Below are 24,701 nucleotides of genomic sequence, written 5' to 3' on the forward strand. Positions count from 1 at the left end.
CCGGGTGCTGTCGATCGCCAAGCTCCGCGTCGGCCAGGAGGCCTACCAGCTCTCCGGCGTCGCCCAGTCCCTCGACGACTACTACACCGGCGCCGGCGAGGCCGCCGGCCTGTGGATCGGGGCGGGAGCCGAACGCCTCGGCCTGGCCGGCGAGGTCGACCCCGACGACCTGCGCGCGGTGCTCGCCGGCCTTGCGCCCGGATCGGGCGGCCTGACCCCGGACGGCTCCACCGTCCGCACCCATGCCCGTCGGGTCCCCGGCTTCGACCTCACCTTCAAGGCCCCGAAATCAGTCAGCGTCCTCTACGCCGTCTCCGATGACCCCCGGGTCCAGGGCGCCATCATCGAAGCCGGCGAGACCGCCGTACGTGAGGTCGTAGCGTGGCTGGAGCGCGAAGCGATCCGGGTCCGGCGAGGCTCCGGCGACGTCGCCTACCTCAACGACCTCGCCGCCCGCGACCCCGCCGCCGCTGACGCCGCCCGCATCCGGGTCCTGCCCGGCCGCGGCGTCGTTGCTGCGACGTTCCGGCACCGCACCTCCCGCGCCGGTGACCCGCTGCTGCACTGGCACACCCTGGTCGCCAACCTGGTCGAAGGCCCCGACGGCCGATGGGGGGCGTTCGTGCACCCCGAGCTGTACCGGGCTGTGCGCGCCGCCGGCGAGCTGTTCCAGACCGTGGTGCGGGGCGAGCTCACCGAAAGCCTCGGCCTCGAATGGCGACCCGGACGCCACGTCCCCGAGATCGCCGGTGTTCCCCAGGCCCTGTGCGACCAGTTCTCCAAGCGCGCCGCCGAGGTCGACGCCTGGCTGGCCGCCACCGGGACCCCTGATGATCCCGCCGGCCGCCAAGCCGCCGTGCTCGCCACCCGCCGCGGCAAGCCCGAAGCCGAACACGAGCGCTTCGACGCCGCCTGGAAGGCCGAGGCTTGCGCCGCCGGCTGGGGACCCGAGCACGCCGATGCCCTCATCGCCTCCACCACCGAGCGCCACACGCCCGGCATCGACGAGGTGTGGCGGCTCCCCACCCGCAACCCCCACACCGGCGCCGTCGCCGATCGGGCCGTGGAACCCGAGGAGTGGATCGCCGCGGTCGCTCGAACCCTGACCGAGCACGACTCGACCTTCACCCGAACCGACATCGTCCAAGCTGTCGCCGCACGGATCGGGGACGGTGCCACCGCCCACACGGTCGACCGCATGACCGCCCGCGTGCTCGCCTCCACCCACCTGGTTCCCGTCGCCGGGGACGGACCCTCAAGATGGACCACGACCGAGCTGCTCGAGGTCGAGCGCCGGTTCCTCGACCGTGCCGCATCGACTCGACACACCCGCACCGCCATCGACCCCCATCACATCGCGGGCATGCTCGAGAGGCTCCCGACCCTGGGCACCGACCAAGAGGCCGCTGTCCGGCGGTTGGCCACATCCGGCGACGCCATCAGCGTCATGGTGGGCCCCGCCGGCACCGGAAAGACCTTCACCCTCGACGCCGTCCGACAGGTCTACGCCGCCGCCGGCTACCAGATCATCGGCGCCGCACCCTCAGCCAAGGCCGCCCACGAGCTCCAAGCCGACGCCCACATCGCCTCCGCCACCATTCACCGCCGGCTGGGCGCCTGGACCCGCGGCTACGACCGCCCCGACGCCCACACCCTGCTCGTGGTCGACGAAGCCGCCATGGCCGGACTCCGTGACCTCGACCGCCTGACCGCCACTGTGGTCGAAGCCGGCGGCCGCGTGCTCCTCGTCGGCGACCACCACCAGCTTCCCGAGGTCACCGCCGGCGGCGGCTTCGCCGCCCTCGCCACCGACCCCACCGCCACCGTCGCCGAACTGTCTGTCAACCGCCGCCAGCACCACAGCTGGGAACGCCAGGCGCTGGCCGAGCTGCGCGACGATCACGTTGCCCGCGCCGTCGCCGCCTACCAGAGCCATGGCCGGGTCATCGTCGCCAGCGATCGCCCGGCCATGATCGACCAGGCCGTCGACCGGTGGGTCGCCGCCCACCACGCCGGTACCGTCCCGGTGCTCCTCGCGGGCACGAACCAGACCGTCGACGCCCTCAACGCTGCCGTCCGGCGCGCACTCATCGACCGAGGAGTCCTCGGGCGGGCTATCGACGGCTCGAACGGCTCCCTCGCGCTCGGTGAGCGGCTTATGATCCGCGGCAACGATTACCGCGCCACCACTCCGGCGGGCGAGCAGACATCGGTACTCAACGGCCAGACCGGAACCCTGACCGGCACCTGCAGCGACGGGCTGGTCCTACGGATGGACCACGACGACCTCGAAGTGGTCCTCACCCCAGATCAGTTCGCCACCGGCGCCGTCGGCGCAGAACCTGTGGCCCGCGGTGACGCCCGCCCCGAGCAGCCGGGTGAACGGTGAGCACGCAACCCTCGGCGCTGTTGGCTGGCGACGGTGTGCCCGTCGAGTCCCTCGACGCCTATCTCGCCCTGGGCGGCGGCGAAGCATTCGAGCGCGCCCGCGCCGGTGACCCCGACGCAATCGTGGAGGAGCTGCGCCGCGCTGGGCTGCGCGGCCGCGGTGGCGCCGGTTTCCCCACCGCCATCAAGTGGGGCGGTGTCCGCGCCGATCCGGCACCGACGAAGTTCGTCTGCGCCAACGGCGCCGAGGGGGAGCCGGGCACCTTCAAGGACCGCTATCTGCTGCGGATGAACCCCTACCAGGTCATCGAGGGGCTTGCCATCGCCCGGCACGTGATCGGGGCCAAGCGCGCGTACCTCTGCGTGAAGCGCCTCTTCGCGTCCGAGGTCGCCAGGGTGCGCAGCGCGCTGGACGAGCTCGCGGCACGGTCAGACATGGCGGAGGCGATGGAGCTGGTGCTCGGGCCGGACGAGTACCTCTTCGGCGAGGAGAAGGCCCTGCTGTCGGTGGTCGAGGGCGGCCTGCCGTTGCCGCGTCTGTTTCCCCCGCATGTCCACGGCCTCTTCGGCCCGCCCTACGGCGATCCCAGCGGAGGGCAGCACAACCCGACGGTGGTGAACAACCTGGAGACGCTCGCCCACGTCCCCCAGATCGTCCGCCGCGGGGCCGACTGGTTTCGCGGCTTGGGCACGTCGGACACGCCGGGGACCATGCTCTTCACGGTCTCCGGCGACGTTCAGCGGCCCCTGGTGATCGAGCAGCCGCTGGGATTGACGCTGCGGGAGCTCGTCGACGACGTTGCCGGCGGGCCACCGCCTGGGCGGCGCGTGAAGGCCGTCTTCGCCGGGCTCGCCAGCGCCGTCGTGACCGGGAACGGCCTGGACACGCCGCTGAGCTTCGACACCATGCGCCGAGCCGGCTCCGCGCTCGGCTCGGGGGGCTTCATCGTCTATGACGACACCGCCTGCATGGTGCAGGTGGCCTGGCTGTTTTCGCGCTTCCTGCACGTCGAGTCCTGCGGTCAGTGCCCCCCGTGCAAGCTCGGCTCGCAGCGGATCACCGAACGCCTGGATCGGCTGCTCGACGGCTCCGGGAAGCGCCGCGACCTCGATGACATCGCCGCCACCGTGCCGTGGGTGCCCAACGGGCAGCGGTGCGCGCTGGCGACCTCGGAGTCCGTGGTCATCGGCAGCATCCTCGCCGCCTTCCCCGAAGATTTCGAGGCCCACCTCCGCAGCAGCTGCGAGCTGGGCCACGACCGGATACTGCCGAAGATGACCGATTACGTGCCCGGGGAGGGTTTCACCTACGACCGAACCTACTGGCGCAAGCAACCGGACTGGACCTACCAGGACCCGTGACGCTCACGGCGGCCGGCCTGGGTTGGGAGAGCAGTCGCGGGTGGGAATGCCGAAGATGACCGATCACGTCCCGGGTGCGGGCCTCCCCTGCGGCCAGGCGTACCTGCCGGGAACCCAGGACTGGACCCGTCGAGGACCCGCGATGGCTCACTGCGGCCGGCCCGGGGGGGCGGCCGCGACGGGGTTCGGGTGCCGCAGCACCACCCACAAGGCGGCCAGGACCAGGACGAGTCCGGCGGCGGTCCAGCCGGCGGGTGTGTCAGCACCGGCTACGAACGCGAAGGCGACGCCGAACAGCGGGGTGAGGAACGTCCACGCCGCCAGGGGCGCGAGGGGTGAACGGAGCGTCTCGGTGAACCACGCCCAGAAGGCGAGTGCCGTCCCCACGAGGGCGAGGAACGCCAGGACCAACACGAACCGTGGCGTCCAGGTGATGCGCGGGAGGCCTTCGACCGCAGCGGCGACCGCGGCGAGGCCGGCACCACCGATGATGAAGTGCCAGCCGGCGGCCTGGACGACGTCGGTGCCGGCGAGGCGGCGGGCGAGCAGCGTCCCAACGGTGATGGCGGCGGCGGCGAGGATCGACAGCCACGCCCCTTTGCCGCCGCCGGCGGGCACGGCCACGACCAAGAGCCCGGCGAACCCGACGGCCAGGGCCGCGCCGGTGCGGACGGTGACCTGCTCACCGTAGAGCCACCATGCGGGCAGCACGATCAGCAGGGGTTGCGCGTTGGCCAACACGGCTGCCGTTCCGGTCGCCAACCCCGCCACACCCCCGAACATCGCCGCGAACGCGACGCCGGCGTTGGTGAGCGCCAGCAGCGCGATCAGCCACCATGAGCGAACACCGGTCGGCAGGGGACGCTGCTGGATCGCGGCGAACACAGCCAGGGCCGCGCCGGCGATCAGGGACCGCAGCGCGGCGAACCAGAGCACGGGCGCATCGCGCAAGCCCCAGTCGATGGCCACGAAGCACGCGCCCCATGAGGCCGTGACCCACAGCATGCGCCCCGGCCGGGGACCCGTGCCGTTGGGCTGGATGTGCGTCCGCGCCGCTGGCCTGTCCGACCGCTGCACCGTTGCGGTCAGGGGGCCGTGCCGACGGGTGCCGGCGCCGCGGCTGTTCGGGGGGCCGCGCCGTCGTCGGGGGACGCGAGCCGGAGGCGCTTCAGCATCACGGCGTTCACGGCCACGATGAAGCTCGATCCCGACATCGACAGCGCCGCGATCTCGGGGCGGAGAACCAGGCCGAAGGCGGGCTCGAACACCCCGGCGGCGATGGGCAGGGCGATGACGTTGTAGCCGACGGCCCAGCCGAGGTTCTGGCGCATCTTGCGCAGGGTCCCGCGGCCGATCTGGATCGCGGCGGGCACGTCCAGCGGGTCGCTGCGCATCAACACGACATCCGCGGTCTCGATGGCCACATCGGTGCCGGCCCCGATCGCCACGCCGACGTCAGCTTGTGCCAGTGCCGGGGCGTCGTTCACGCCGTCGCCCACCATGGCTACCCTGCGGCCCTCGGCCTGCAGCTCGGCCACCTTGGTGGACTTGTCGCCCGGGAGCACGTCGGCGATGACGGTGGTGACCCCTAGCAGGGAGGCGATGCGGCGGGCGGTGGCCTCGTTGTCGCCGGTCAACATCACCACCTCCGCTCCGAGGCGCCGCAGCCCCGCCACCGCGGCCGCGGCGGTCTCGCGGGGGGCGTCGGCCATCGCGACCAGACCCGAGGCGCGGCCGTCGACCGCGACGATCACCGCAGTGCGACCCCCGTTGGCGAGTTCCTCGCGGCGGGCGGCGAGACCGTCGAGCTGGATGTTCTCGCGCGCCATGAGCCGTCGGTTGCCGACCAGCACCCGGTGGCCGTCGACCGTGGCCACGGCGCCGTGTCCGGGCACGCTGTCGAAGCCGTCGGCTCGCAACGTGCTGACGCCCCGACGGTCGGCCTCGGCCACGATGGCCTGGGCGAGCGGGTGCTCGGACTCGCGTTCGACCGCCGCGGTGAGGGCGAGCAGGCGTGCCTCGTCGATGCCGTCGGCGATCACGTCGGTCACCTCGGGCTCGCCCTTGGTGAGGGTCCCGGTCTTGTCCATCACCACGGTGTCGAGGCGAGCGGCGGTCTCGAGGGCCATGGCGTTCTTGAACAGCACGCCCCGCTTGGCGCCGAGGCCGGTGCCGACCATGATCGCCGTGGGGGTGGCGAGGCCGAGGGCGTCGGGGCAGGTGATGACCACCACGGTGATGGCGAACAGGATCGCCTCGCTCACCGGCCGGTCGACGAGGACGCTCCAGACGAAGAAGGTGCCGGTGCCGCCGATGAGGGCGACGAACACGAGCCAGAACGCCGCCTTGTCGGCGAGGCGCTGGCCGGGCGCCTTGGAGTTCTGGGCCTCCTGGACGAGCTTGACGATCTGGGCGAGCGCTGTGTCGGCGCCGATCTTGGTGGCCCGCACCCGCAGCGTGCCGGTGGTGTTGAGCGTGGCGCCGATCACCGCGTCGCCGGGCGCCTTGTGCACGGGAAGGCTCTCGCCGGTGACCATCGACTCGTCGAGCTCGCTCTCGCCGTCCTCGACGATCCCGTCGACGGCGACCTTGGCGCCTGGCCGCACCAGCAGCAGGTCGCCGACCTGCACCTCGGCGGTGGGCACCTCGACGGTCTCGCCGCCGCGGATGACCGTGGCCATCGGCGGCGCCAGATCCAGCAGGGCCCGGATGGCGTCGTTGGCGCCGCCCCGGGCGCGCATCTCGAACCAGTGCCCCAGCAGCACGAACGCGGCCAGGACGGTGGCCGCCTCGTAGAACACCTCGCCCCCGCCGGTGAGGGTCACCCACAGCGAGTACAGCCACCCGGCGCCGACCGCCACGGCGACGAGCACCATCATGTCCAGTGTCCGGGCCCGCAGCGCCCGCCACGCGCCGTCGAAGAAGATCCACCCTGACCAGAAGATGACCGGCAGGCTGAGCAGCAGCGCGAAGACGTCGTCGCGGAGGCCGAACGGCGCGGCCACGTCGAAGTCGAGGACGTCGCGGCCGATCGGTGACCACAGCAGGATCGGCACCGAGAACACGGCCGCCACTACGAACCGCCGGCGCATGTCGGCCACCATCTCGGCCATCGACGCGCCGCCGTGGCCGCCGTGGCCCATGACCTCGTGCGGTGAGCGCGCCGCCGCCTCTGCACTAGCCGCCGGCCCGTGGCCCTCGTGTCCCGCGTGGCCCTCGTGGCCCTCGTGGCCCTCGTGGCTGGCCGGATGGCGCGCTTGGGGTTCGGGCGTCGGCTCCTCCATCGGGTTGCACAGGTGGTCGGGCACGGACTGGCCCTCGCAGTGGTAGCCGCACGCCTCGACCCACCGCTGCAGCTCGGCGACGTTGGTCACCGCCGGGTCGTAGGTGACCGTCGCCGTCTGGGCGACGGGGTTCGCCTCCACCCGCTCGACGCCGGTCAGCCGCCCCAGGGCAGCTTCGACGATCGCCTTCTCGCTGGCCCAGTTCAGCCCTCCGACCTCGAGGACGGCCGTGGCGCGCGTGTCGGCCTCTGCAGCGCCGTGGCCGCCGTGGTGGGCGTGGTCGTGGCCGGCTGGTGTGCTCATGGCTGGACGCCTTCCTGTCGGCGGGTGGTAGACCAAACTCCTACAGTCTGTCGCGGACAACGGGTCGAGTCCCATGCGCGGCCGGATCCGTTGCCGTCCGAGCCACAAGGAGGATGACTGGTGCCGGACAGCACAGTTCGAGTGGCGGTGAACGGCTTCGGGGTCATCGGCAAACGGGTCGCCGACGCGATCTCGCTCCAGCACGACATGGAGCTCGTCGGCGTCGCCGATGTGGCGTCGGACTATCGCGTGCGGGTGGCGGTCGAGCGTGGCCATCGGGTGTTCGCCGCCACGGGCGAGGCGGGCGAAGAGATGGACGCCGCCGGGATCCCGGTGGCGGGCACCATGGACGACTTGTTGTCCCAGGTCGATGTGGTCGCCGACTGCGGCCCCAAGCGGCTCGCCGCCGCCAACAAGCAGCGTTACCAGGCGGCGGGGGTCAAGGCCATCTGGCAGGGCGGCGAGAAGCACGAGCTGACCGGCTACTCGTTCTGCGCCCAGGTCAACTACGCAGGCGCGGTCAACCGCGACTTCGCCCGGGTCGTGTCGTGCAACACCACCGCGCTGAGCCGCACGATGCACGCCCTGCACCGCCGGGGCTGGGTCAAGCGCGCCCGCGCGGTGCTGCTGCGCCGGGGTACCGATCCGGTCGACTCGCACGCTGCCGGGATGATCAACACGGTCGTGCCCGAGACCAAGGTGCCCAGCCACCAGGGCCCCGACGCCCAGACCGTGATCCCCGACCTGGACATCACCACCCTCGCCGGGGCGGGACCGTTCAACCTCGCTCACATCCATTTCGCCATGGTCGAGACCACCCGCCCGGTGAGCGTCGACGAGCTGCGCGACGCACTGTGGGACGAGCCCCGCATCGCATTCGTCCGGGCCGGCGACGGCGTCGTTGCCATGAACGCGGTGGTCGAGCTGATGCGGGACCTGGACCGCCCGCGGGGCGACATGTGGGAGGTGGCGGTGTGGGAGGACGCCTTGGCCGCCGACGACCGCGAGGTCTACCTCACCTTCCAGGTGCACAACGAGGCGATCGTGGTGCCCGAGACCGTCGACTGCGTCCGGGCGCTGACCGGCATCGAGGTCGACGGCGCGGCGTCGATCGCCAAGACGGACCAGTCGCTGGGGGTCACCAAGACGTTCCTGCCTGCGACGACCCAGCCGATCGCGCACGTCACCGACGCCGACGTCGCCCATCCCGGCATCGCGGCGGTGCGGGCCGCGCACGCCCGGTTCGCCGAGGTCGGGTTCAAGGGTTCGGAGGAGCCCACCGACGACGCCAGCACATGAGGGAGAGCGAGACGGTGACCGACACGCAGCAGCCGACTGCGGGCACGCCCGAGGGTCGTCCGCTCGCCGACGACGAGGTGGCCCGCATCGATGCCTGGTGGCGGGCGGCGAACTACCTGTCGGTCGGCCAGATCTACCTGATGGACAACCCGCTGCTGCGGGAACCGCTGCGACCCGAGCACGTCAAGCCGCGGCTGCTCGGCCACTGGGGCACCACCCCGGGGCTGAACTTCATCTACGCCCACCTCAACCGCGCCACCATGGCCAGAGACCTCGACGTGATGTACGTGATGGGGCCCGGCCACGGCGGGCCCGGCCCGGTGGCGGCGGCGTGGCTGGAGGGCACTTACAGCGAGGTCTACCCGCAGGTGTCCCAGGACGAGACGGGGATGCGCCGGTTGTTCACCCAGTTCTCGTTCCCGGGCGGCATCCCCAGCCACGTGGCGCCGGAGACACCGGGTTCGATCCACGAGGGCGGTGAGCTGGGCTACTCGCTCGCCCACGCGTACGGCGCCGCGTTCGACAACCCTGACCTGCTCGTCGCCGCGGTGGTGGGCGACGGGGAGGCCGAGACCGGCCCGCTGGCGACGAGCTGGCATTCCACCAAGTTCGTGGACCCGCGGCGCGACGGGGCGGTGCTTCCGATCCTGCACCTCAACGGCTACAAGATCGCCAGCCCCACGGTCCTGTCCCGCATCGACGCCGACGAGCTCGACGGGCTGCTGCGCGGCTTCGGGCACACGCCGTACGTCGTGGAGGGTGAGGGCCACGCCGAGATGCACCAGGCGTTCGCCGCCGCCCTCGACCGTTGTCTGGACGAGATCGCCGCCATCCAGCACCGAGCTCGCAGCGAGGGCATCAGCGAGCGTCCTCGGTGGCCGATGCTGGTGCTGCGATCCCCGAAGGGCTGGACCGGCCCGGCCGAGGTCGACGGCCACCCCGTCGAGGGGTCGTGGCGCTCACACCAGGTGCCCTTCGCCGACGCCCGCGACGACGACGCCCACCGAGCGGTGCTGGAGGCGTGGCTGCGCAGCTACCGCCCGGAGGAGCTCTTCGCTGACGCCGGCGCACCGGTGCCCGAGATCCGTGACCTGCACCCGGGCGGCGAGCGGCGCATGAGCGCCAACCCGCACGCCAACGGCGGCCGGATGCCACGCGACCTGCGCCTGCCCGACTTCCGCGACTACGCCGTGCCGGTCGAGGCTCCCGGCACCGGTGCGGTGGAGTCGACGCGGGTGCTGGGCACGTTCCTGCGCGACGTGATGGCCGCCAACATGACCAGTTTCCGGATGTTCGCCCCGGACGAGCACAACTCCAACCGGCTTGGTGCGGTGCTGGAGGTCACCGACCGCGCCTGGAACGCCCGCACCGTTCCCGGCGACGACCACCTGGCCGCCGACGGCCGGGTGATGGAGGTTCTATCCGAGCACCTGTGCCAGGGATGGCTGGAGGGCTACCTGCTCACCGGCCGCCACGGGCTGTTCTCGTGTTACGAGGCGTTCATCCACATCGTCGACTCGATGTTCAACCAGCACGCCAAGTGGCTGAAGGTCACGAACGACATCGAGTGGCGCCACCCGATCCCGTCGCTGAACTACCTGCTGACCTCGCATGTGTGGCGCCAGGACCACAACGGGTTCTCTCACCAGGACCCCGGCTTCATCGACCACGTCGTGAACAAGAAGGCCGAGGTCATTCGCGTCTACCTGCCGCCCGACGCCAACACGCTGCTGTCGGTGACCGACCACTGCCTGCGCAGCCGCCAGTACGTGAACGTGATCGTCGCCGGCAAGCAGCCCCAGCTGCAGTACCTGAGCGTCGACGACGCCATCGTGCACTGCACCAAGGGGATCGGCATCTGGGAGTGGGCCAGCACCGACGCCGGCGCCGAGCCCGACATCGTGTTGGGCTGCGCCGGTGACGTGCCCACCATGGAGACCCTCGCCGCGGTCGAGCTGCTGCGCGGCTGGTTCGCCGACCTGCGCATCCGGGTGGTCAACGTGGTCGATCTCATGCGACTGCAGGACGACCGGGAGCACCCGCACGGCCTGTCCGACCGGGAGTTCGACGCGCTGTTCACCACCGACAAACCCGTGCTGTTCGCCTACCACGGCTACCCGTGGCTGATCCACCGCCTCACCTACCGGCGCGCCAACCACCCCAACCTCCATGTGCGCGGCTACGTCGAGGAAGGAACCACCACCACCCCGTTCGACATGTGCGTGCTCAACCGCGTCGACCGGTACAACCTGGCGATCGCGGTGCTCGACGCGGTCCCCCGCCTGCGGGATGTCTCCGCGCACGTCCGCGAGGCGCTCAAGAACAAGCTGATCGAGCACCGCCAGCACATCCGCACCCACGGCCAGGACCTCCCCGAGATTCGCGACTGGCAATGGTCGGCGGAACCGGGCCCGGACGTGCGCGGCGACAACGAGCCGCTCACCGAACCGAGCCCGTCGTGAGCACTCCCGTCACACCGCCGGGCTGATGGCCGTTCTCGTCGTCAACGCCGGCTCCTCCACGCTCAAGCTGCGCCTCGTCGACGATGCCGACACGGCCGAGGGGGCCGACGTCGACCCGTGGGACGGCGGCGACCCGACCGCGGCGCTGGAAGCCCTGTGCCGCGACGTTGGCTCCATCGACGCCTGCGGCCACCGGTTCGTGCACGGCGGGGCCGATCTCACCGCCCCGACGGTCGTCGACAACGCCGTCCGCGACCGCATCGCCGCGCTCGCGCCACGGGCGCCGCTGCACCAGGCGAGATCGCTCGCCGCGCTCGACGCGGCGCGGCGAGCCCTACCCGACGTCGACCACGTCGCCTGCTTCGACACTGCGTTCCCCAGCACGCTCACGCCCGCGGCCCGCACCTACGCCCTTCCCGAGCCATGGCGGCGCCGGTGGGATCTGCGCCGCTTCGGCTTCCACGGCATCTCCCACCGCTGGGCGGCGCGCCGAGCGGGTGACCTCGCCGCCGCCGGCGGCGACAAGCGGCGTGTGGTGACGTGCCACCTCGGTGCGGGAGCGTCGCTCTGCGCGGTGCTCAACGGCCGATCCGTCGACACCACCATGGGCTTCACGCTCCTCGAGGGCCTCGTGATGGCGACCCGGTCCGGCTCGGTCGATCCCGGTCTCGTCCTCTGGCTGCTCACCGACGCGCACCTCGACGCCGCGAAGATCCTCGAGGGGCTCGAGCACCACAGCGGCCTCGCCGGCCTGGCGGGCGGGATCGGCGACATGCGCGACGTGCTCGCGGCGCGGGCAGCGCGCGACCCGGCCGCGGCGCTCGCCTTCGACGTGTACGTCCACCGCCTCGCAGCCGGCGTCGCGGCCATGGCCGCCGCGCTCGGCGGGCTCGACGTGCTGGCCTTCACCGGCGGCGTCGGCGAGCACGCCCCCGAAGTCCGCGCCGCCGCCGCTGCTCGCCTCGGCTTCCTCGGCGTCGCCGTCGACCCCGACGCCAACGCAGCGACCAGCGCCGACGGCGACATCACCGGTCGCGACGCCCGGACGAGGACGGTCGTGGTGAGCGCACGCGAGGACCTCGAGGTCGCCGGCGAGACCCGCGAGCTGCTCGCCGCCATCAAGGCGAGCGAGGCACGGCCGTGACCGGCCAGCGCCGCTCGGGGGTGGACCTGCCCCGCCCTGACGGTACGGTCACGCCGACGGGGGCAGTGGTGCCCTATGACGCGGTCATCTTCGACATGGACGGCATCGTGACCGACACCGCCGCCGTGCACGCGGCCGCGTGGGCGGAGCTGTTCGACGCGGTCCTGCACGACCCGCGGGCAGGCCTCACCGCACCGGTCGAGCCGTTCGACACCGACGCCGACTACCGGCGCTACGTCGACGGACGTTCCCGCGAGGACGGGGTGACCGCCTTCCTCGCCGCCCGCGGCGTCTCGGTCCCCGTCGGCGAGCCCGGGGACCCGCCCGACGCGTGGACGGTGCACGGCCTGGCCGCCCGCAAGAACGACCTGTACCTGCAGCGGCTCGACGAGCGGGGGGTGCGGGTGTTCGCCGGCACCGTCGACCTGGTGCGCCGGCTCCGGGCCGGCAGGATCCCCGTCGGGCTGGTCACGGCGAGCCGCAACGCCGATGCCTTGCTGGCCTCCGCCGGGCTGGGCGACCGGTTCGACGTCGTCGTGGACGGCACCGTCGCCGCCGAGGAGGGCCTGGCCGGCAAGCCCGATCCGGCCACGTTCGTGGAGGCTGCCCGCCGTCTCAATGTCGACCCGTCGCGGACCGTGGTGGTGGAGGACGCCACCTCAGGGGTGAGCGCAGCACGCCATGGCGGGTTCGGGCTGGTGGTGGGCGTCGACCGGGGCGGTCATCGCGCCGCGCTCGAGGCGGCCGGCGCCCACGTGGTGCTCGATGACGTTTCGCTGCTGGATCTGGGCGCCCTGCGCTCGGACCCGTGGGTGCTCGCCTACGCGGGGCTCGACCCCGCCCACGAGGGCCACCGGGAGGCGCTCACCACCCTCGGCAACGGCTACGTCGGCACCCGGGGCGCCGCCCCCGAGTCGCGTGCTGACGGTGTCCACTACCCGGGCACGTACCTGGCCGGTGTCTACAACCGGCTCACCAGCGTCGTCGCCGGCCGCGAAGTGGAAGACGAGCACCTCGTCAACGTCCCCAACTGGCTGCTGGTCGACGTACGCGTCGCTGACGGGCCTTGGTGGTCGGCCGGCGGGCTTGTCGTCACCGACGAGCGCCGCGAGCTCGACCTGCGCCGAGGGATGCTCACCCGCACCGCCGTGCTCACCGACGGCGTCGGGCGGCGCCTGCGGCTGACCCAGCGGCGGCTGGTGTCGATGGAACGCCCGCACCTCGCGGCCCTGGAGACGACGCTGGTCGCCGAGGGCTGGGCAGGAACGGTCACGGTGCGCTCCGGGATCGACGCCGGCGTCGTCAACGCCAACGTTGCCGAGTACGCGGCGCTGGCCAAACGGCACCTTGCCCAGGTCGAGGGGTGGGAGGCGGCGCCCGACGTCCTGGTGGTCGTGGCCGAGACCTCCCAGAGTCGCGTCCGCATCGCCACCGCGGCGCGGACCACCATCACGGGCGCCCCCGCCGAGCGTCGCGGCGGCATCGACGTCGGCGGCGGCCGGTTCGTGCACGACTTCGAGCTGGAGCTCACCGACGGCCGGGCGGTCGTCGTCGACAAGACCGTCGCCATCACGACCTCCCGCGACCCGGCGATGGCAGCTCCAGCATTGGGCGCGCTCGACCAGCTCGCCGACGACCCCGGCGGGTTCGCCGGTCTGGTCGCCGGGCACGAGGCAGCATGGCGGCGGCTGTGGGATCGGTTCGGCATCTGCCTGGACGTCGAGCGCCGCGATGTCCAGCTCGTCCTGAACCTGCACGTCTTCCACCTGCTGCAGGCGGTCTCGCCCCACACCGCCGAGCTCGACGCCGGGGTCATGGCCCGAGGCCTGCACGGTGAGGGTTACCGGGGCCATGTGTTTTGGGACGAGCTGTTCGTCCTCCCCGTGATCGGCGCGCACGTGCCGGCGGTGACCCGGGCCCTGCTCGACTACCGGTGGCGGCGGCTCGGCGCCGCCCGCCGCGCCGCCCGCCAGGCCGGGCTGACCGGTGCGCTGTTTCCGTGGCAGAGCGGCAGCGACGGCCGCGAGGAGACACCCGAGCAGCTGTTCAACCTGCGCTCGGGCCGGTGGATGCCGGACAACTCCCGCCGCCAACGCCATGTCGCACTCGCGGTCGCCTACAACGCCTGGCGGCACTACCAGGCCACCGGCGACACCGCGTGGCTGGCCGAGCGGGGCGCCGACCTGCTCGTCGAGGTCGCCCGCCTGGTCGCGTCGCTCGCCACCTATGACGGGGACGACGACCGGTTCCACATCGACGGCGTGATGGGCCCCGACGAGTACCACGACGGCTACCCCGGCACGCCCGGCTCGGGCCTGCGCGACAACGCCTACACCAACGTCCTCGGCGCCTGGGTGTGCCAGCGTGCCGTCGCCGCGCTGGGCGTGCTGCGCGGCCACGAGGGCGACGAGCTGGCCGACCGGCTCGGCGTCGGGCCCGAGGAACCCGAGGCTTGGGACCGGCTCAGCCGGCGGCTCGCCGTGTGCTTCCACGACGAGGGCATCATCAGCCAGTTCGACGGCTACGACCGCCTCAGGGAGCTCGACTGGGAACACTACCGCACCACGTACGGCAACATCGGCCGCCTCGACCTCATCCTGGAGGCCGAGGGCGACAGCCCCAACCGCTACAAGCTGGCCAAGCAGGCCGACGTCCTCATGCTCCTCTACCTGCTCGACCCCGACCCGCTCCTCGCCCAACTCGACCGCCTCGGCTACACCGTCACCCCGCAATCCCTGCGGCGCACTGTCGACTACTACCTGGCCCGCACCGCCCACGGCTCCACCCTCAGCCGCGTCGTGCACGCATCGGTGCTGTCGCGCCTCGACCGGGCCCGGGCGTGGGACCTGTTCCGCGACGCGCTGGTCGCCGACCTCGACGACACCCAGGGCGGCACCACCGCCGAAGGCGTCCACCTCGGCGCCATGGCGGGCACCATCGACATCGTCACCCGGGCGTTCGCCGGCATGGAGACCCACACCGACCGGATCGCCTTCACCCCCAACTTGCCCGACGGGCTCCGCCACGCCGCCTTCAGCGTCCACCATCGCGGGCAGCGCATCGACGTGTCCCTGGACCACGCCCGGCTCCGGCTGACCGCCGCAGCCGGTGTCACGGGGTCCGACATCCGCGTCGACGTCGGCGGCGAGTCGACCACCCTCGGGCCCGGTGAGGAGGTCGAGTTCCCGCTGGCCGACCGAAGCTGAGGGGTCGCTCGCCGGTGAGGCCGAGCTGCTCGCCGGAGAACGGGCCGATCCGTACATCACCCACCCGACGATCGGTAGCCCACCCCGATGTGCGCGTACGCCTGGGCGCTCAGGATGATGGGCAGGACGAACCAAGGAGCACACCATGCGCTGGTTGAGCGCCAACTGGATCTGGCTGGTCGTGATCGGCGGGATGCTGTGGATGCATCTCGGCATGCACCGAGGCCACGGCGGCCACGGCGGCCATGGCGGCCATGGGGGCCATGGGGGCCACGCTGAGAGCAGGGCGCCGCAGGAACAGCGCGCCTCCGAAGGCCACGGCAACCACGATCACCACGGCTCGCAGCCGGCGACGGAGCAGGCGAGCAGCGGCGGGACGCACCGCCACCGAGGCTGTTGACCCGCTCCGCTCGGCGGGACGGTTGGCTGGCCACGCTCCGGCGCCTGTTGTCCCGGCTGCGGCACGCCCTTCCGCGATTCCCCCACCGTCGCCGGCTCCGCCAGATCGCGAGCGCCGCCGCCCGTCACGGGCTCGGCTACCTCGCCGGTCCGGCGGGGCTGGGACGGCTGGCGCCGTTCCAGCGGGGCTGGCTGGGCCACGAGCGCCGGGACAGCCCCTACACCCGTCCCGAGCACGTCCGGCTCGCCTTGGAGGAGCAGGGCGCCACGTTCGTCAAGCTGGGCCAGATCCTGTCCACCCGCGGCGACCTTCTCCCCCCCGATTACCAGGCCGAGCTGGCCCGCCTCCAGGACGCCGCCCCGCCGGTGCCGGCCGGCGCGGTCCTCGACACGGTCACAGTCGAGCTCGGGTGTGACGCCGGGTCGGTGTTCGCCACCTTCGATCTCCAGCCGCTCGCCTCCGCGTCCATCGGGCAGGCCCACGCGGCGACGCTGCTGGACGGGTCCGAGGTGGTCGTCAAGGTCCGCCGCCCCGGTGTCGTCGCCCAGGTGGAGGAGGACCTCGCCATCCTGGCCCGCCTGGCGGTCCGGGCTGCCCGCCGGTCCGAGCTCGCCCGCCGGTATGACCTCCCCGGGCTCGTGGCCGAGTTCTCCTCCACGCTGCGAGCCGAGCTCGACTACCTGCAGGAGGGGCGCAACGCCGAGCGGTTCGCCGCCAACTTCGGCGATGACCCGTCGGTGCACATCCCGGCGGTGCGCTGGGAGGCCACGACATCGCAGGTGCTCACCCTCGAGCGGCTGCGGGGCGTCAAGGTGAGCGACGCGTCGGCGCTGGACGCCGCGGGGCTCGACCGAGCCGAGCTGGCTCGGTCGGCCGCGACGATCTCGCTGCGCATGGTGTTCGAGCACGGCTTCTTCCACGCCGACCCGCACCCGGGCAACTTCTTTGTGGAGCCCGACGGCGCCATCGGCCTCATCGACTTCGGCATGGTCGGTGCCGTCGACGAGGCCACCAGGCAACGCCTGACTGCACTCCTCGCCGGGTTCGCCGCAGGCGACGGCGACGCGCTGGTCGACAACGTGCTGTCCCTCGGCGTGGCTGGCGCCAGCGTCGACCGGGCGCGCCTGCGAGGCGACCTGCTGGCGCTGGCCACCGAGCAGCTGAACCGGCCCCTCGGCGACGTGTCCTTCGGGTCGCTGCTCGGCGAGATCCTCGTCGTCGTCCGGCGCCACCAGCTGGTCTTGCCCGCCGATCTCGCGCTGCTCATCAAGACCATCGCCATGAGCGAAGGGGTCGGCGCTCAGATCGATCCCTCGTTTCGGCTCGCGGCGGTGATCCTGCCGTTCCTCGCTGGCAGCCGATGACGGCGAGGCGCGAAGCGGACGGCCCCCCGCCGGCTTCTGAGGGTGAGGCGACCGCCCCGGCACCACGGCCTGGCAACGCCACACGGCGGGCCGCCATCTTCGGAGTTACGCAGGCGAATCGAGGCGAGGCCATGGCCGGCGAGTGGGTGTGTGTCGACGGCAACGAGGCGGCGGCCCGGGTGGTGTACGCGTTGTCCGCGGCACCGAGGAGCCCCACGATGCCCGCAAGCAGGGTCACCGGGCGGACGTGACCGAAGCCCTCGCTGTTGCTCCGCTGGTGGGTCGCATCCTCCCGTGACGAGATGGTGCGAGGAGCCACAGCCCACTTCTACCCGAACAGGTCGTCATACGGCGTCGTCTGTCGTGCCACCACGCCGGCGGGTAGGGTGGATGGCAGCGCAGACTGCGAGGAGGACGGCATGGCACATGCAGCCGCCTCGCCTCCGGGGCGAGGCCGGACCGTCTACATCGAGGAGCCGCGGGCCGCCCGCTGGTTGTTCGGCTCGAGCCAGGCAGCGTGGATCTGGCTGGTCGCGCGGCTGTGGTTGGGCTGGGAGTGGCTCCAGGCGGGGTGGGGGAAGGTGTTCGGCGGCAACATCACCTGGCGGGTCTGGGACTGGGGTGACAAGGCCTACAGCCTGACCGGCGACGCCAACATCGGCTGGGTGCGCAGCTCCGGCGACACGGGCGTGGGCGACTCGGTGGCCGGGTTCGCCACAGGGGCGATTGAGAGCGCCGAAGGCCCCCATCCGGATGTGGCGTACTCGTGGTACGTGAACTTCCTGGAGTGGATCCGCGACACCGCCCATCCGATCCTCGGTCCGCTCGTGGCGATCGGCGAGTTCACCATCGGCCTGCTGCTGATCCTCGGGCTGTTCACCGGGATCGCGGCGTTGCTGGGGTCGCTGTTGAACTTCTCGTTCGTGTTCGCCGGCTCGGCGGGCGTGAACCCGGCGATGATCCTGGTGTCGGGCCTGCTGATCCTGGCGTGGCGGAACGCCGGCTGGTATGGGCTCGACCGGTGGGCGCTCCCGAAGCTCGGTACGCCGTGGCATCGCGGCGAGCTGCTCGAGGAGGACGAGGCGGTGGACCTGCGCTCGAGGTCCGCTGGCGAGCGAAACCACGAGCACGCGGGCCCGTGATGGCTCGCGGCATCCCTTCTCCGGAGGACGGCGAACTGATCAACGACTGATCGAAAGGGGACACGCCATGCGCGCAGTCGTGTACCACGGGCCGGACAACAAGGCCTGGGAGGAAGTTCCGGACCCGCAGCTGGTGGATGCCACCGACGCCATCGTGCGGGTCGACACGACCACGATCTGCGGCACCGACCTGCACATCCTCAAAGGGGACGTGCCCGCGGTGACCGACGGCCGCATCCTGGGCCATGAGGCGGTCGGCACCGTCGAGGAGGTCGGTGCGGCGGTCACGACCGTGAAGCCCGGTGATCGGGTGCTGGTGTCGTGCATCTCGGCGTGCGGCCGCTGCCGGTACTGCCGCGAGGCGCAGTACGGGCAGTGCATCGGGGGTGGCGGCTGGATCCTCGGCCACCTGATCGACGGCACCCAGGCCGAGAAGGTGCGGGTGCCGTTCGCCGACACCTCCACGTACCTGGTGCCCGAGGGCGTGTCCGACGAGCAGGTGCTGATGCTCGCCGACATCCTGCCCACCGGCTACGAGGTCGGGATCCTCAACGGCCAGGTCCAGCCGGGCGACGTCGTGGCGGTGGTGGGCGCCGGACCGATCGGCCTGTCGGCCATCGTCGGCGCCCAGCTGTTCTCACCGTCGGCCATCGTGGCGATCGACCTGGCCGACAGCCGGCTGGAGGCAGCCAAGCAGTTCGGCGCGACGGTGACGGTGAACAACAGCCGCGAGGATCCACTGACCGCGGTGAGGGGCCTCACCGACGACCTCGGCGCCGACGTCGCCATCGAGGCGGTCGGCGTGCCCGACACCTTCGAGCTGTGCACCCGCCTGATCCGAGCGGGCGGTCGGGTCGCCAACATCGGTGTCCACGGCAAGCCCGCCACCCTGCACCTCGAGGAGCTGTGGATCCGCAACGTGGCCATCACCACCGGACTGGTCGACACCTACTCCACACCGACGCTGCTGCGGCTGGTGGCCAGCCACCGGGTCGACGCCGGCCGCTTCGTCACCCACCACTTCGGCCTCGAGGAGTTCATGGACGCCTACGACGTGTTCGCCCGGGCCGGGGAGACCGGGGCGCTCAAGGTCGTCCTGTCCCGCAACCGCGGATGACCTGCCTCGCCGCGGCGGGCCCGACCACATCGCCGTGACCATCGCCGGGTTGCGGGCGTGGCTCGCCGACCACGGCTACGACTCCGTCGACCAGCTACGGGGCAGCATGAGCACGCCACCACCCCCAACCCCGCGGCGTGACTGGGCCAACTACCTGCAGGTGCTCGACTCCTCTGGACCACGCCGCACCGGCTCACCCCGTCGTCGCCGTCGGGCTGGAGCGCCCGGGTTGAATGGTCGCGGGGTCAGCCGGCGTACGCAGCCGGGTCGGCTTCGAAGGTTTCCGTGCACGCCTGGCTGCAGAAGTAGAACACGCGGCTCTCGAACTCTGCGGTCGCGGCCGCGGCTGCCTCGTCGACGTTCATGCCGCACACCGGGTCCTTGGCTGCCATGAGGTCCTCCTTTGGTTCGTCGTTCGTGACGGTCACGCCGCCTCCAGGACGCGAACGGCCGCGTCCAGGTCGCTGACGGGTCCGCACGTCGAGGCCGGGTCGGTCGACCGCGGTCGGCTGCGGGCAGGAGAAACACGTCGGCACCGGCCTGGTCGGCGGCGATGGCCTTCTCCTGCACGCCACCGACGGGTCCCACTTGGCCGTCGAGCGCGACCGTGCCGGTCGCGGCGATGGCGCGTGAGCGGGCGAGGTCGGCGGGGTCGAGCATGTCGGCGATGGCGAGCGCGTAGGCGAGTCCCGCTGAGGGTCCTCCCACGTCGGGTCGTGCCCGGAAGCGAACTTCGAACGGCAAGTCCACGCGCAGTCACGGGTCTGCACGAAGACGCCGATGCCAGTGCCGCCGTCGACCGCAGGGAGACGCTCGGTCTGGATCTCGATCTGTAGCCGACGTCGCTTGCGTTCGACGGTGAGGGCGAGGCGGCTGCCGGTGGGCCGGGTCGAGAGCAGGCCCTGGAGGTCCGTGGCGGTGACAACCGGACCACGACGGCGCGCCGCTGCGGTCTGGTATGTCGGCGGCGGCGCGGGCGGACAGCAGCCCGGCGAGGTGCCCGCCGTCGATCACCGGGTAGGTGCTGTGGCGGGCGGCGGGAAGCCGCGGTCGACGAAGTCGGCCACGACCAGGTCGGCCGGCACGGTCACTGGGGTCCAGGCCATGGCCTCGCTCACCCGGTGGCCGCCGAGCACGTGGCGGGTGGTCGCGCCGCCGGCCTCGCTCTGGGCGGCCTGCAGCAGGAACCACCCGATGAACGCGATCCAGATGCTGCCGGCGCCGTCGCCGGTGAACAGGCCCAAGAGCCCGATGCCGATGAGCACGAACGCAAAGGCGCGCCCCGCCGCTGCCGCCGACAGGGTGGCGGCATGCTGGTTGCCTTGGCGGCGCCACAGCCAGGCGTGCAGGGCCCCTCCACCGTCGAGGGGCAGGGCCGGGACGAGGTTGAACGCCAGGAGCAGGAAGTTGATGCGGGCGAGGTAGTCGGCCACGCCGTGCACGGCAGGCGCAGCGCCGGCCGCGTCCATCGCCTGGGACGCCAACCAGAAGCCACCCGCGAGCGCGGCCGAGACCCCGGGGCCGGCGAGCGCGATGCGGAACTCGGCGGCGGGGTGGGAAGCTCCCGCAGCGCCTCCACCGTGTGCCCGAGCTCGTGCAGCAGGATCGAGGCGAAGAACAGCAGCCCGGCCACGATCGCCATGAGCAGGTAGCTGGACGCTGCGAGCCCCGGATAGGTGGCGGGGCTCATTGCGGTGGCCAGCGACAACACAACCAGCGCGGCGACGAACACCCAGCTCCAGTGCACGCCCACGGGCACACCGCGGATGCGCAGCAGGCTCAGGTTCGACTCCATGGTGGCCTCAGCCGCTCCCACCGGAACGCTCACGACCGGTGCCCCGGCGCCCGACGACCACCAGGATCCGCAGCGCCAAGGACGCAGACGCGGCGAGGAGCACGGCGGATCCGGCGACGGCGAGGCCGGTGGCCGGCCCGGGTCGGGCTGCGAGCGCCCGGGACAGCGCTCCGGTGGCCGCGACGGCGACGACCACGAGGCTCCAGAACGTGCGCCGGACCCGCGGGGTCACAGGTGCTCGACCGCGCTGGTGGTGGCCGTCACGTAGGTGAGCACGATGATCACCAGCAGCACGGCGGTGGCGGCGCCGATGGCGACCGGCCGCTTACGCCAGCGGCGTTCGCCGCCGCGGTCGACGAACGGGACGGCGAACAGCAGCACGAACAGGGCGACGGAGCCCCACAGGATGGCCTTGAGGCCCCACCAGTTCTCCAGCGTGAAGAGCCACCAGAACATCCACAGCGGCCGGGTGATCTCGATGCCTTCGACCGGCGTCGGCCCGAGGCCGGGCGGGAACAGCGCGGCGAGCACGAGCAACCCGCCGACCAGCGCCAGGCCGAACGCGCCCAACCGGCGCAGGTGGTGGGTGAACGGCTCCCGAGGCTCGGCCGCGATGTCGGCGATGACGGGGTGGGGCGAGATGCCGTGGCGCTTCACCAGCAGGAAGTGGACGGCGAGCAGTCCCAGGATGAGCCCGGGGATGATCGCCACGTGGGCGACGTAGAGCCGCACGATGAGGGGCAGGTCGGCGGAGAACTCGGCGGTGAACCAGAACCCGGCGCCACCGAGCAGTTCGCCGATCTCGAGGTTGTGGGCGAGCGCCTCGAAGCCCTCCTGGTCCCACTTGATCACCGTCCCGGTGAAGATGGCGCCGAGCACCAGGGCGAACATGCCCACGCCGATCAGCCAGTTCGCCTCGCGGGGCCGCTTGTAGGAGGCGGTAAGGAACACCCGCAGCAGGTGCAGGCCGGCCAGGACGTACATGGCCTGGGCCGCCCAGAAGTGCACGCCCCGAACCAGCTGGCCGGCCCACACGTCGGTGGCGATGCGCCGCACCGACGCGTTGGCCTCCTCGGGCATCGGGTTGAAGAACTGGGTGAGGACCACGCCGGTGGCGATCAGCACCACCAGCGACACCGCGGTCAGCCCGCCCAGGCTCCAGCCCAGGTTGTTGGCGTGCTCGGGCACCGGGTACTGCAGCGCCTTGACACCCAGGCGGTCGTCGATGGCGTCAAGGGCCCGGCGGAGCACGCCGGCACCGTCGCCACCGACGTCGTTCGGGGCTTGCACAGACGCGGCCATCATGCCTCCTTCGTGCGGGCCGGCCGCCACCGCAGCCCGAGGAAGATGCCGGCCAGGGCCAGCGCTCCGCCGATGACGATGGCGAGCAGGTCTCCACCGTCGACGCCGCTGGTGTCGAGCGGGTCGAGGATCGGCGCCTCGCCCGGTTCCGCACCGCGGGCACCGCCGTCCTCGCTCACCTCACCGATGGGCGCCACATCGGTGGCACCCAGGTGGGGCCGAGCCCCGATGGAGCGCTCCAGCAGCGACCGCGCCTCGTGCAGGTCCTCGGCGTCGAGTGCCTCGGCTGCCCGGCGCACCAGGGCGATGTCGACGCCCTCTTGGTCTTCGACCTCCAAGGCGTCGCCGACCTTGTCGTCGATGGCCTCCATGTTCCCGGGGGTGCTCACGATGAGAGCGATCGCCTGGCGGACCAGCTCGCGGGCCACCGTGCTCTCCCCGGGCTCATCGGCCGCTGCTGGCCGCGCCCCGACCAGGCCCGTGAGCAGCACGGCCGTCACCAGCCCGATTGCCGCCGTCCGGGTGCGGGGTCGCAGGTGTCCGGCCACGATCCTGACCTCCTCCGGGGGCGCAAGATCGCCGATGAGATCGTTGCCCTGCTCGTTGTCCTCGCACGCGCGGCAAGCGCGAGCATTCTCTGGCGGGAGCCTACGACGTCTCGTCGTAGGCCGTGCGGATCGCCATCACGGTGCGGCGCTCAGCCGCCGGGCGGTGCCGCGAGCGAGCTGATTGCGCGTTCGAGACGCGCCGCCGCGTCGCCGGCCAGCTCAACCAAGCCGTCGGCGGTGAGCAGATCGCGGGGATCAGCAGCGGCCACCCGAGTGCCGTTGGCGACGGGCTCGAGAACGACGTTGCAGGGCAGCACGAGACTGACCGACGGGTCGACCGCGAGGGCCTGGTCGGCGAGGGCCGGGTTGCAGGCGCCGAGGATCTTCAACGGCCGGCGCTCGACCCCGAGCTTTGCTTTCAGCGTCGCCGCGACGTCGATCTCGGTGAGGACGCCGAACCCCTCCTCGCTGAGCGCGGCGCGGACGGCCGTCTCGGCGTCGGACAAGGACAGCGCGGTTGTCGCCTCGATTGCTCGCATGGTGTCCTCCTGGTGTCGTGCACGGTTGTGAACGTCGAACCCCGCCGGGTTCGGCCCGGCGGGGTTCTCGCTGCGGATCGCTCAGCGCTGGGAACTCGTCCCCGCGCCCATCATCCCGCCCCCATCGTCGAGCCGTTCATCGACGTGCCCGCCATGCCACCCTGGGCGTGCATCATGTCGCACTGCGCCTGCATGTCTTCGGGCATCTGCGCGTGCATGGCGCCCATGTCGCCGTCGTGCATGGCTCCGGCCCCGGGCGGCCGGGTCAGCGTGGTCGGGTCGGTCTGTGCCGCAGCGATGCCGGCGCCGACCCCAGGCTGAGGGCCACAGCTGCGCCTGCCGCCAGGATCCGCTTCTTGGTCATCGTCTTCATCTCCTCGGTCGGGATCTTCCTGCATGGTCGACCCGGGGCGTGGAGCCAGGATGGAGAACAGACGGAGGTGTCGTGGTTTGGATCTCCACCGCGATCATCGCTTGTCTCCTTGTCGAGGGCCGGGCTGGCCGCGGTCGCGGGTGGGCTCGGTGGCGGCCTGGAGGATCACGACGGTGCGGGCGGACACGGTAATCGTGGCGTGCTGGTGGTGGCCGCGGCTGTCGGGCGGCTCGTCGGGCCGGGCCGTGTCGAGCAGGACGTCCCACACGACGGCGCCGTCGCCGATGTCGGGCAGGGCGAAGTCGACGTCGCAGACGTCGGTGTTGAACACGAGCAGAGTTCGTCAGACCTCGCGCCGCGAGGTGGCGTTCGGTGACGAATGCATGCACGGGCAGCAGTTCGATGGCGGTGACGTGCAGCGACCGCAGGTGGTCGAGGATCACGGGGCTGGCCAGGCCGGCGTAGGTGCCGCGCTGCTCAACGGGTACGTCAGGGTGGCGCGCGGTGAGCCCGCGGACGTGGGTTTCGTAGATGAGCGTGTCGTGCCAGGGCGTGTCGGGCGAGTGATCGTCGCCCCAGTCGAATCGGCCGTCGACGACGACGCTCTTGGGGACGAACGGCGCGCTGTCGACGTCGTTGGTGTCGGCGAGCGCGTCGTCCCAGATCAGCTCGC

Annotated in this window: 20 protein-coding genes and 1 pseudogene; 10 read left to right on the forward strand and 11 right to left on the reverse strand. The window is 72.0% G+C overall.

What is annotated here, in order from left to right:
• Positions 1-4: 4 nt before the first annotated feature.
• Positions 5-2,389: a MobF family relaxase gene (gene mobF / locus GH723_RS02720; RefSeq protein ID WP_195210484.1), complete on the forward strand. Its 2,385-nt coding sequence runs from the start codon at positions 5-7 to the stop codon at positions 2,387-2,389.
• On the forward strand, positions 2,386-3,750 hold the full coding sequence (locus tag GH723_RS02725; RefSeq protein WP_153758209.1) for an NADH-ubiquinone oxidoreductase-F iron-sulfur binding region domain-containing protein: 1,365 nt from the start codon (positions 2,386-2,388) through the stop codon (positions 3,748-3,750). The genes mobF and GH723_RS02725 overlap by 4 nt, the downstream gene beginning before the upstream one ends.
• Positions 3,751-3,897: 147 nt before the next feature.
• On the opposite strand, the gene GH723_RS02730 is transcribed toward GH723_RS02725, so the two are convergent.
• Both GH723_RS02730 and GH723_RS02735 read right to left on the reverse strand, forming a co-directional pair.
• Positions 3,898-4,755 (reverse strand): DMT family transporter, encoded by an 858-nt coding sequence (locus GH723_RS02730; protein ID WP_153758210.1) that lies wholly within the window; start codon positions 4,753-4,755, stop codon positions 3,898-3,900.
• A gap of 80 nt (positions 4,756-4,835) precedes the next feature.
• Positions 4,836-7,337 carry a heavy metal translocating P-type ATPase gene (locus GH723_RS02735; RefSeq protein ID WP_153758211.1) on the reverse strand — a complete coding sequence of 834 codons (2,502 nt, stop codon included), beginning with the start codon at positions 7,335-7,337 and terminating at the stop codon, positions 4,836-4,838.
• A gap of 120 nt (positions 7,338-7,457) precedes the next feature.
• Here GH723_RS02735 and GH723_RS02740 point away from each other — a divergent pair, with 120 nt between their 5' ends.
• The 8 genes from GH723_RS02740 (at position 7,458) to GH723_RS02775 (ending at position 19,471) form a co-directional block, all read left to right on the forward strand.
• Positions 7,458-8,636, forward strand: coding sequence for a type II glyceraldehyde-3-phosphate dehydrogenase (locus GH723_RS02740; protein WP_153758212.1), 1,179 nt, complete (start codon positions 7,458-7,460; stop codon positions 8,634-8,636).
• Entirely contained in the window at positions 8,633-11,098 is a 2,466-nt protein-coding gene (locus tag GH723_RS02745; protein WP_153758213.1) for a phosphoketolase family protein, read from the forward strand. The genes GH723_RS02740 and GH723_RS02745 overlap by 4 nt, the downstream gene beginning before the upstream one ends.
• A 25-nt stretch (positions 11,099-11,123) precedes the next feature.
• On the forward strand, positions 11,124-12,242 hold the full coding sequence (locus tag GH723_RS02750; protein ID WP_153758214.1) for an acetate/propionate family kinase: 1,119 nt from the start codon (positions 11,124-11,126) through the stop codon (positions 12,240-12,242).
• 68 nt (positions 12,243-12,310) lie between these two features.
• Complete coding sequence (locus GH723_RS02755; RefSeq protein ID WP_267471360.1) at positions 12,311-15,448, forward strand: beta-phosphoglucomutase family hydrolase; 3,138 nt, start codon at positions 12,311-12,313, stop codon at positions 15,446-15,448.
• 145 nt (positions 15,449-15,593) lie between these two features.
• A complete protein-coding gene (locus tag GH723_RS18405; protein ID WP_195210485.1) occupies positions 15,594-15,848 on the forward strand; it encodes a DUF2933 domain-containing protein in 255 nt (84 codons plus the stop codon).
• Positions 15,845-17,212: an ABC1 kinase family protein gene (locus tag GH723_RS02765; protein WP_229022992.1), complete on the forward strand. Its 1,368-nt coding sequence runs from the start codon at positions 15,845-15,847 to the stop codon at positions 17,210-17,212. Before GH723_RS18405 ends, GH723_RS02765 begins: the two co-directional genes overlap by 4 nt.
• A 419-nt stretch (positions 17,213-17,631) precedes the next feature.
• The gene (locus GH723_RS02770) at positions 17,632-18,354 is read left to right on the forward strand and encodes a DoxX family membrane protein (RefSeq protein ID WP_153758215.1); all 723 of its coding nucleotides are present in this window, start codon (positions 17,632-17,634) and stop codon (positions 18,352-18,354) included.
• 67 nt (positions 18,355-18,421) lie between these two features.
• Positions 18,422-19,471 (forward strand): zinc-dependent alcohol dehydrogenase family protein, encoded by a 1,050-nt coding sequence (locus tag GH723_RS02775; RefSeq protein WP_153758216.1) that lies wholly within the window; start codon positions 18,422-18,424, stop codon positions 19,469-19,471.
• A gap of 245 nt (positions 19,472-19,716) precedes the next feature.
• Here GH723_RS02775 and GH723_RS02780 read toward each other — a convergent pair whose 3' ends face one another.
• From GH723_RS02780 to GH723_RS18410, 9 genes and pseudogenes are all read right to left on the reverse strand, one after another.
• The gene (locus tag GH723_RS02780) at positions 19,717-19,899 is read right to left on the reverse strand and encodes a YHS domain-containing protein (protein ID WP_153758217.1); all 183 of its coding nucleotides are present in this window, start codon (positions 19,897-19,899) and stop codon (positions 19,717-19,719) included.
• A gap of 88 nt (positions 19,900-19,987) precedes the next feature.
• Positions 19,988-20,221: pseudogene (locus GH723_RS19175) on the reverse strand (S16 family serine protease); the annotation flags it as partial.
• Between the two features lie 260 nt (positions 20,222-20,481).
• Positions 20,482-20,940 carry a site-2 protease family protein gene (locus GH723_RS02790; RefSeq protein WP_153758218.1) on the reverse strand — a complete coding sequence of 153 codons (459 nt, stop codon included), beginning with the start codon at positions 20,938-20,940 and terminating at the stop codon, positions 20,482-20,484.
• Positions 20,941-21,273: 333 nt separating this feature from the next.
• Entirely contained in the window at positions 21,274-21,498 is a 225-nt protein-coding gene (locus GH723_RS02795; RefSeq protein ID WP_153758219.1) for a hypothetical protein, read from the reverse strand.
• Entirely contained in the window at positions 21,495-22,568 is a 1,074-nt protein-coding gene (locus GH723_RS02800) for a cytochrome b (protein ID WP_153758220.1), read from the reverse strand. Before GH723_RS02800 ends, GH723_RS02795 begins: the two co-directional genes overlap by 4 nt.
• Positions 22,568-23,116, reverse strand: a complete 549-nt coding sequence (locus tag GH723_RS02805; protein ID WP_153758221.1) for a hypothetical protein — start codon at positions 23,114-23,116, stop codon at positions 22,568-22,570. The genes GH723_RS02800 and GH723_RS02805 overlap by 1 nt, the downstream gene beginning before the upstream one ends.
• A 149-nt stretch (positions 23,117-23,265) precedes the next feature.
• Complete coding sequence (locus tag GH723_RS02810; protein WP_153758222.1) at positions 23,266-23,655, reverse strand: DUF302 domain-containing protein; 390 nt, start codon at positions 23,653-23,655, stop codon at positions 23,266-23,268.
• Between the two features lie 110 nt (positions 23,656-23,765).
• A complete protein-coding gene (locus GH723_RS02815; protein ID WP_153758223.1) occupies positions 23,766-24,053 on the reverse strand; it encodes a hypothetical protein in 288 nt (95 codons plus the stop codon).
• A gap of 69 nt (positions 24,054-24,122) precedes the next feature.
• Positions 24,123-24,359 (reverse strand): hypothetical protein, encoded by a 237-nt coding sequence (locus tag GH723_RS18410; protein ID WP_195210654.1) that lies wholly within the window; start codon positions 24,357-24,359, stop codon positions 24,123-24,125.
• Positions 24,360-24,701: the final 342 nt, after the last annotated feature.

Source organism: Actinomarinicola tropica (assembly GCF_009650215.1).
GTDB classification, from domain to species: Bacteria; Actinomycetota; Acidimicrobiia; order Acidimicrobiales; family SKKL01; genus Actinomarinicola; species Actinomarinicola tropica.

What these genes read in the sequence shown, in the direction of transcription:
- GH723_RS02730 (WP_153758210.1), bottom strand. Translation starts at nt 4,755, where the DNA reads ATGCTGTGGGTCACGGCCTCATGGGGCGCGTGCTTCGTGGCCATCGAC.
- GH723_RS02735 (WP_153758211.1), bottom strand. Translation starts at nt 7,337, where the DNA reads ATGAGCACACCAGCCGGCCACGACCACGCCCACCACGGCGGCCACGGC.
- GH723_RS02745 (WP_153758213.1), top strand. Translation starts at nt 8,633, where the DNA reads ATGAGGGAGAGCGAGACGGTGACCGACACGCAGCAGCCGACTGCGGGC.
- GH723_RS02750 (WP_153758214.1), top strand. Translation starts at nt 11,124, where the DNA reads ATGGCCGTTCTCGTCGTCAACGCCGGCTCCTCCACGCTCAAGCTGCGC.
- GH723_RS18405 (WP_195210485.1), top strand. Translation starts at nt 15,594, where the DNA reads ATGCGCTGGTTGAGCGCCAACTGGATCTGGCTGGTCGTGATCGGCGGG.
- GH723_RS02770 (WP_153758215.1), top strand. Translation starts at nt 17,632, where the DNA reads ATGGCACATGCAGCCGCCTCGCCTCCGGGGCGAGGCCGGACCGTCTAC.
- GH723_RS02775 (WP_153758216.1), top strand. Translation starts at nt 18,422, where the DNA reads ATGCGCGCAGTCGTGTACCACGGGCCGGACAACAAGGCCTGGGAGGAA.
- GH723_RS02790 (WP_153758218.1), bottom strand. Translation starts at nt 20,940, where the DNA reads ATGGACGCGGCCGGCGCTGCGCCTGCCGTGCACGGCGTGGCCGACTAC.
- GH723_RS02800 (WP_153758220.1), bottom strand. Translation starts at nt 22,568, where the DNA reads ATGGCCGCGTCTGTGCAAGCCCCGAACGACGTCGGTGGCGACGGTGCC.
- GH723_RS02810 (WP_153758222.1), bottom strand. Translation starts at nt 23,655, where the DNA reads ATGCGAGCAATCGAGGCGACAACCGCGCTGTCCTTGTCCGACGCCGAG.
- GH723_RS02815 (WP_153758223.1), bottom strand. Translation starts at nt 24,053, where the DNA reads ATGCAGGAAGATCCCGACCGAGGAGATGAAGACGATGACCAAGAAGCG.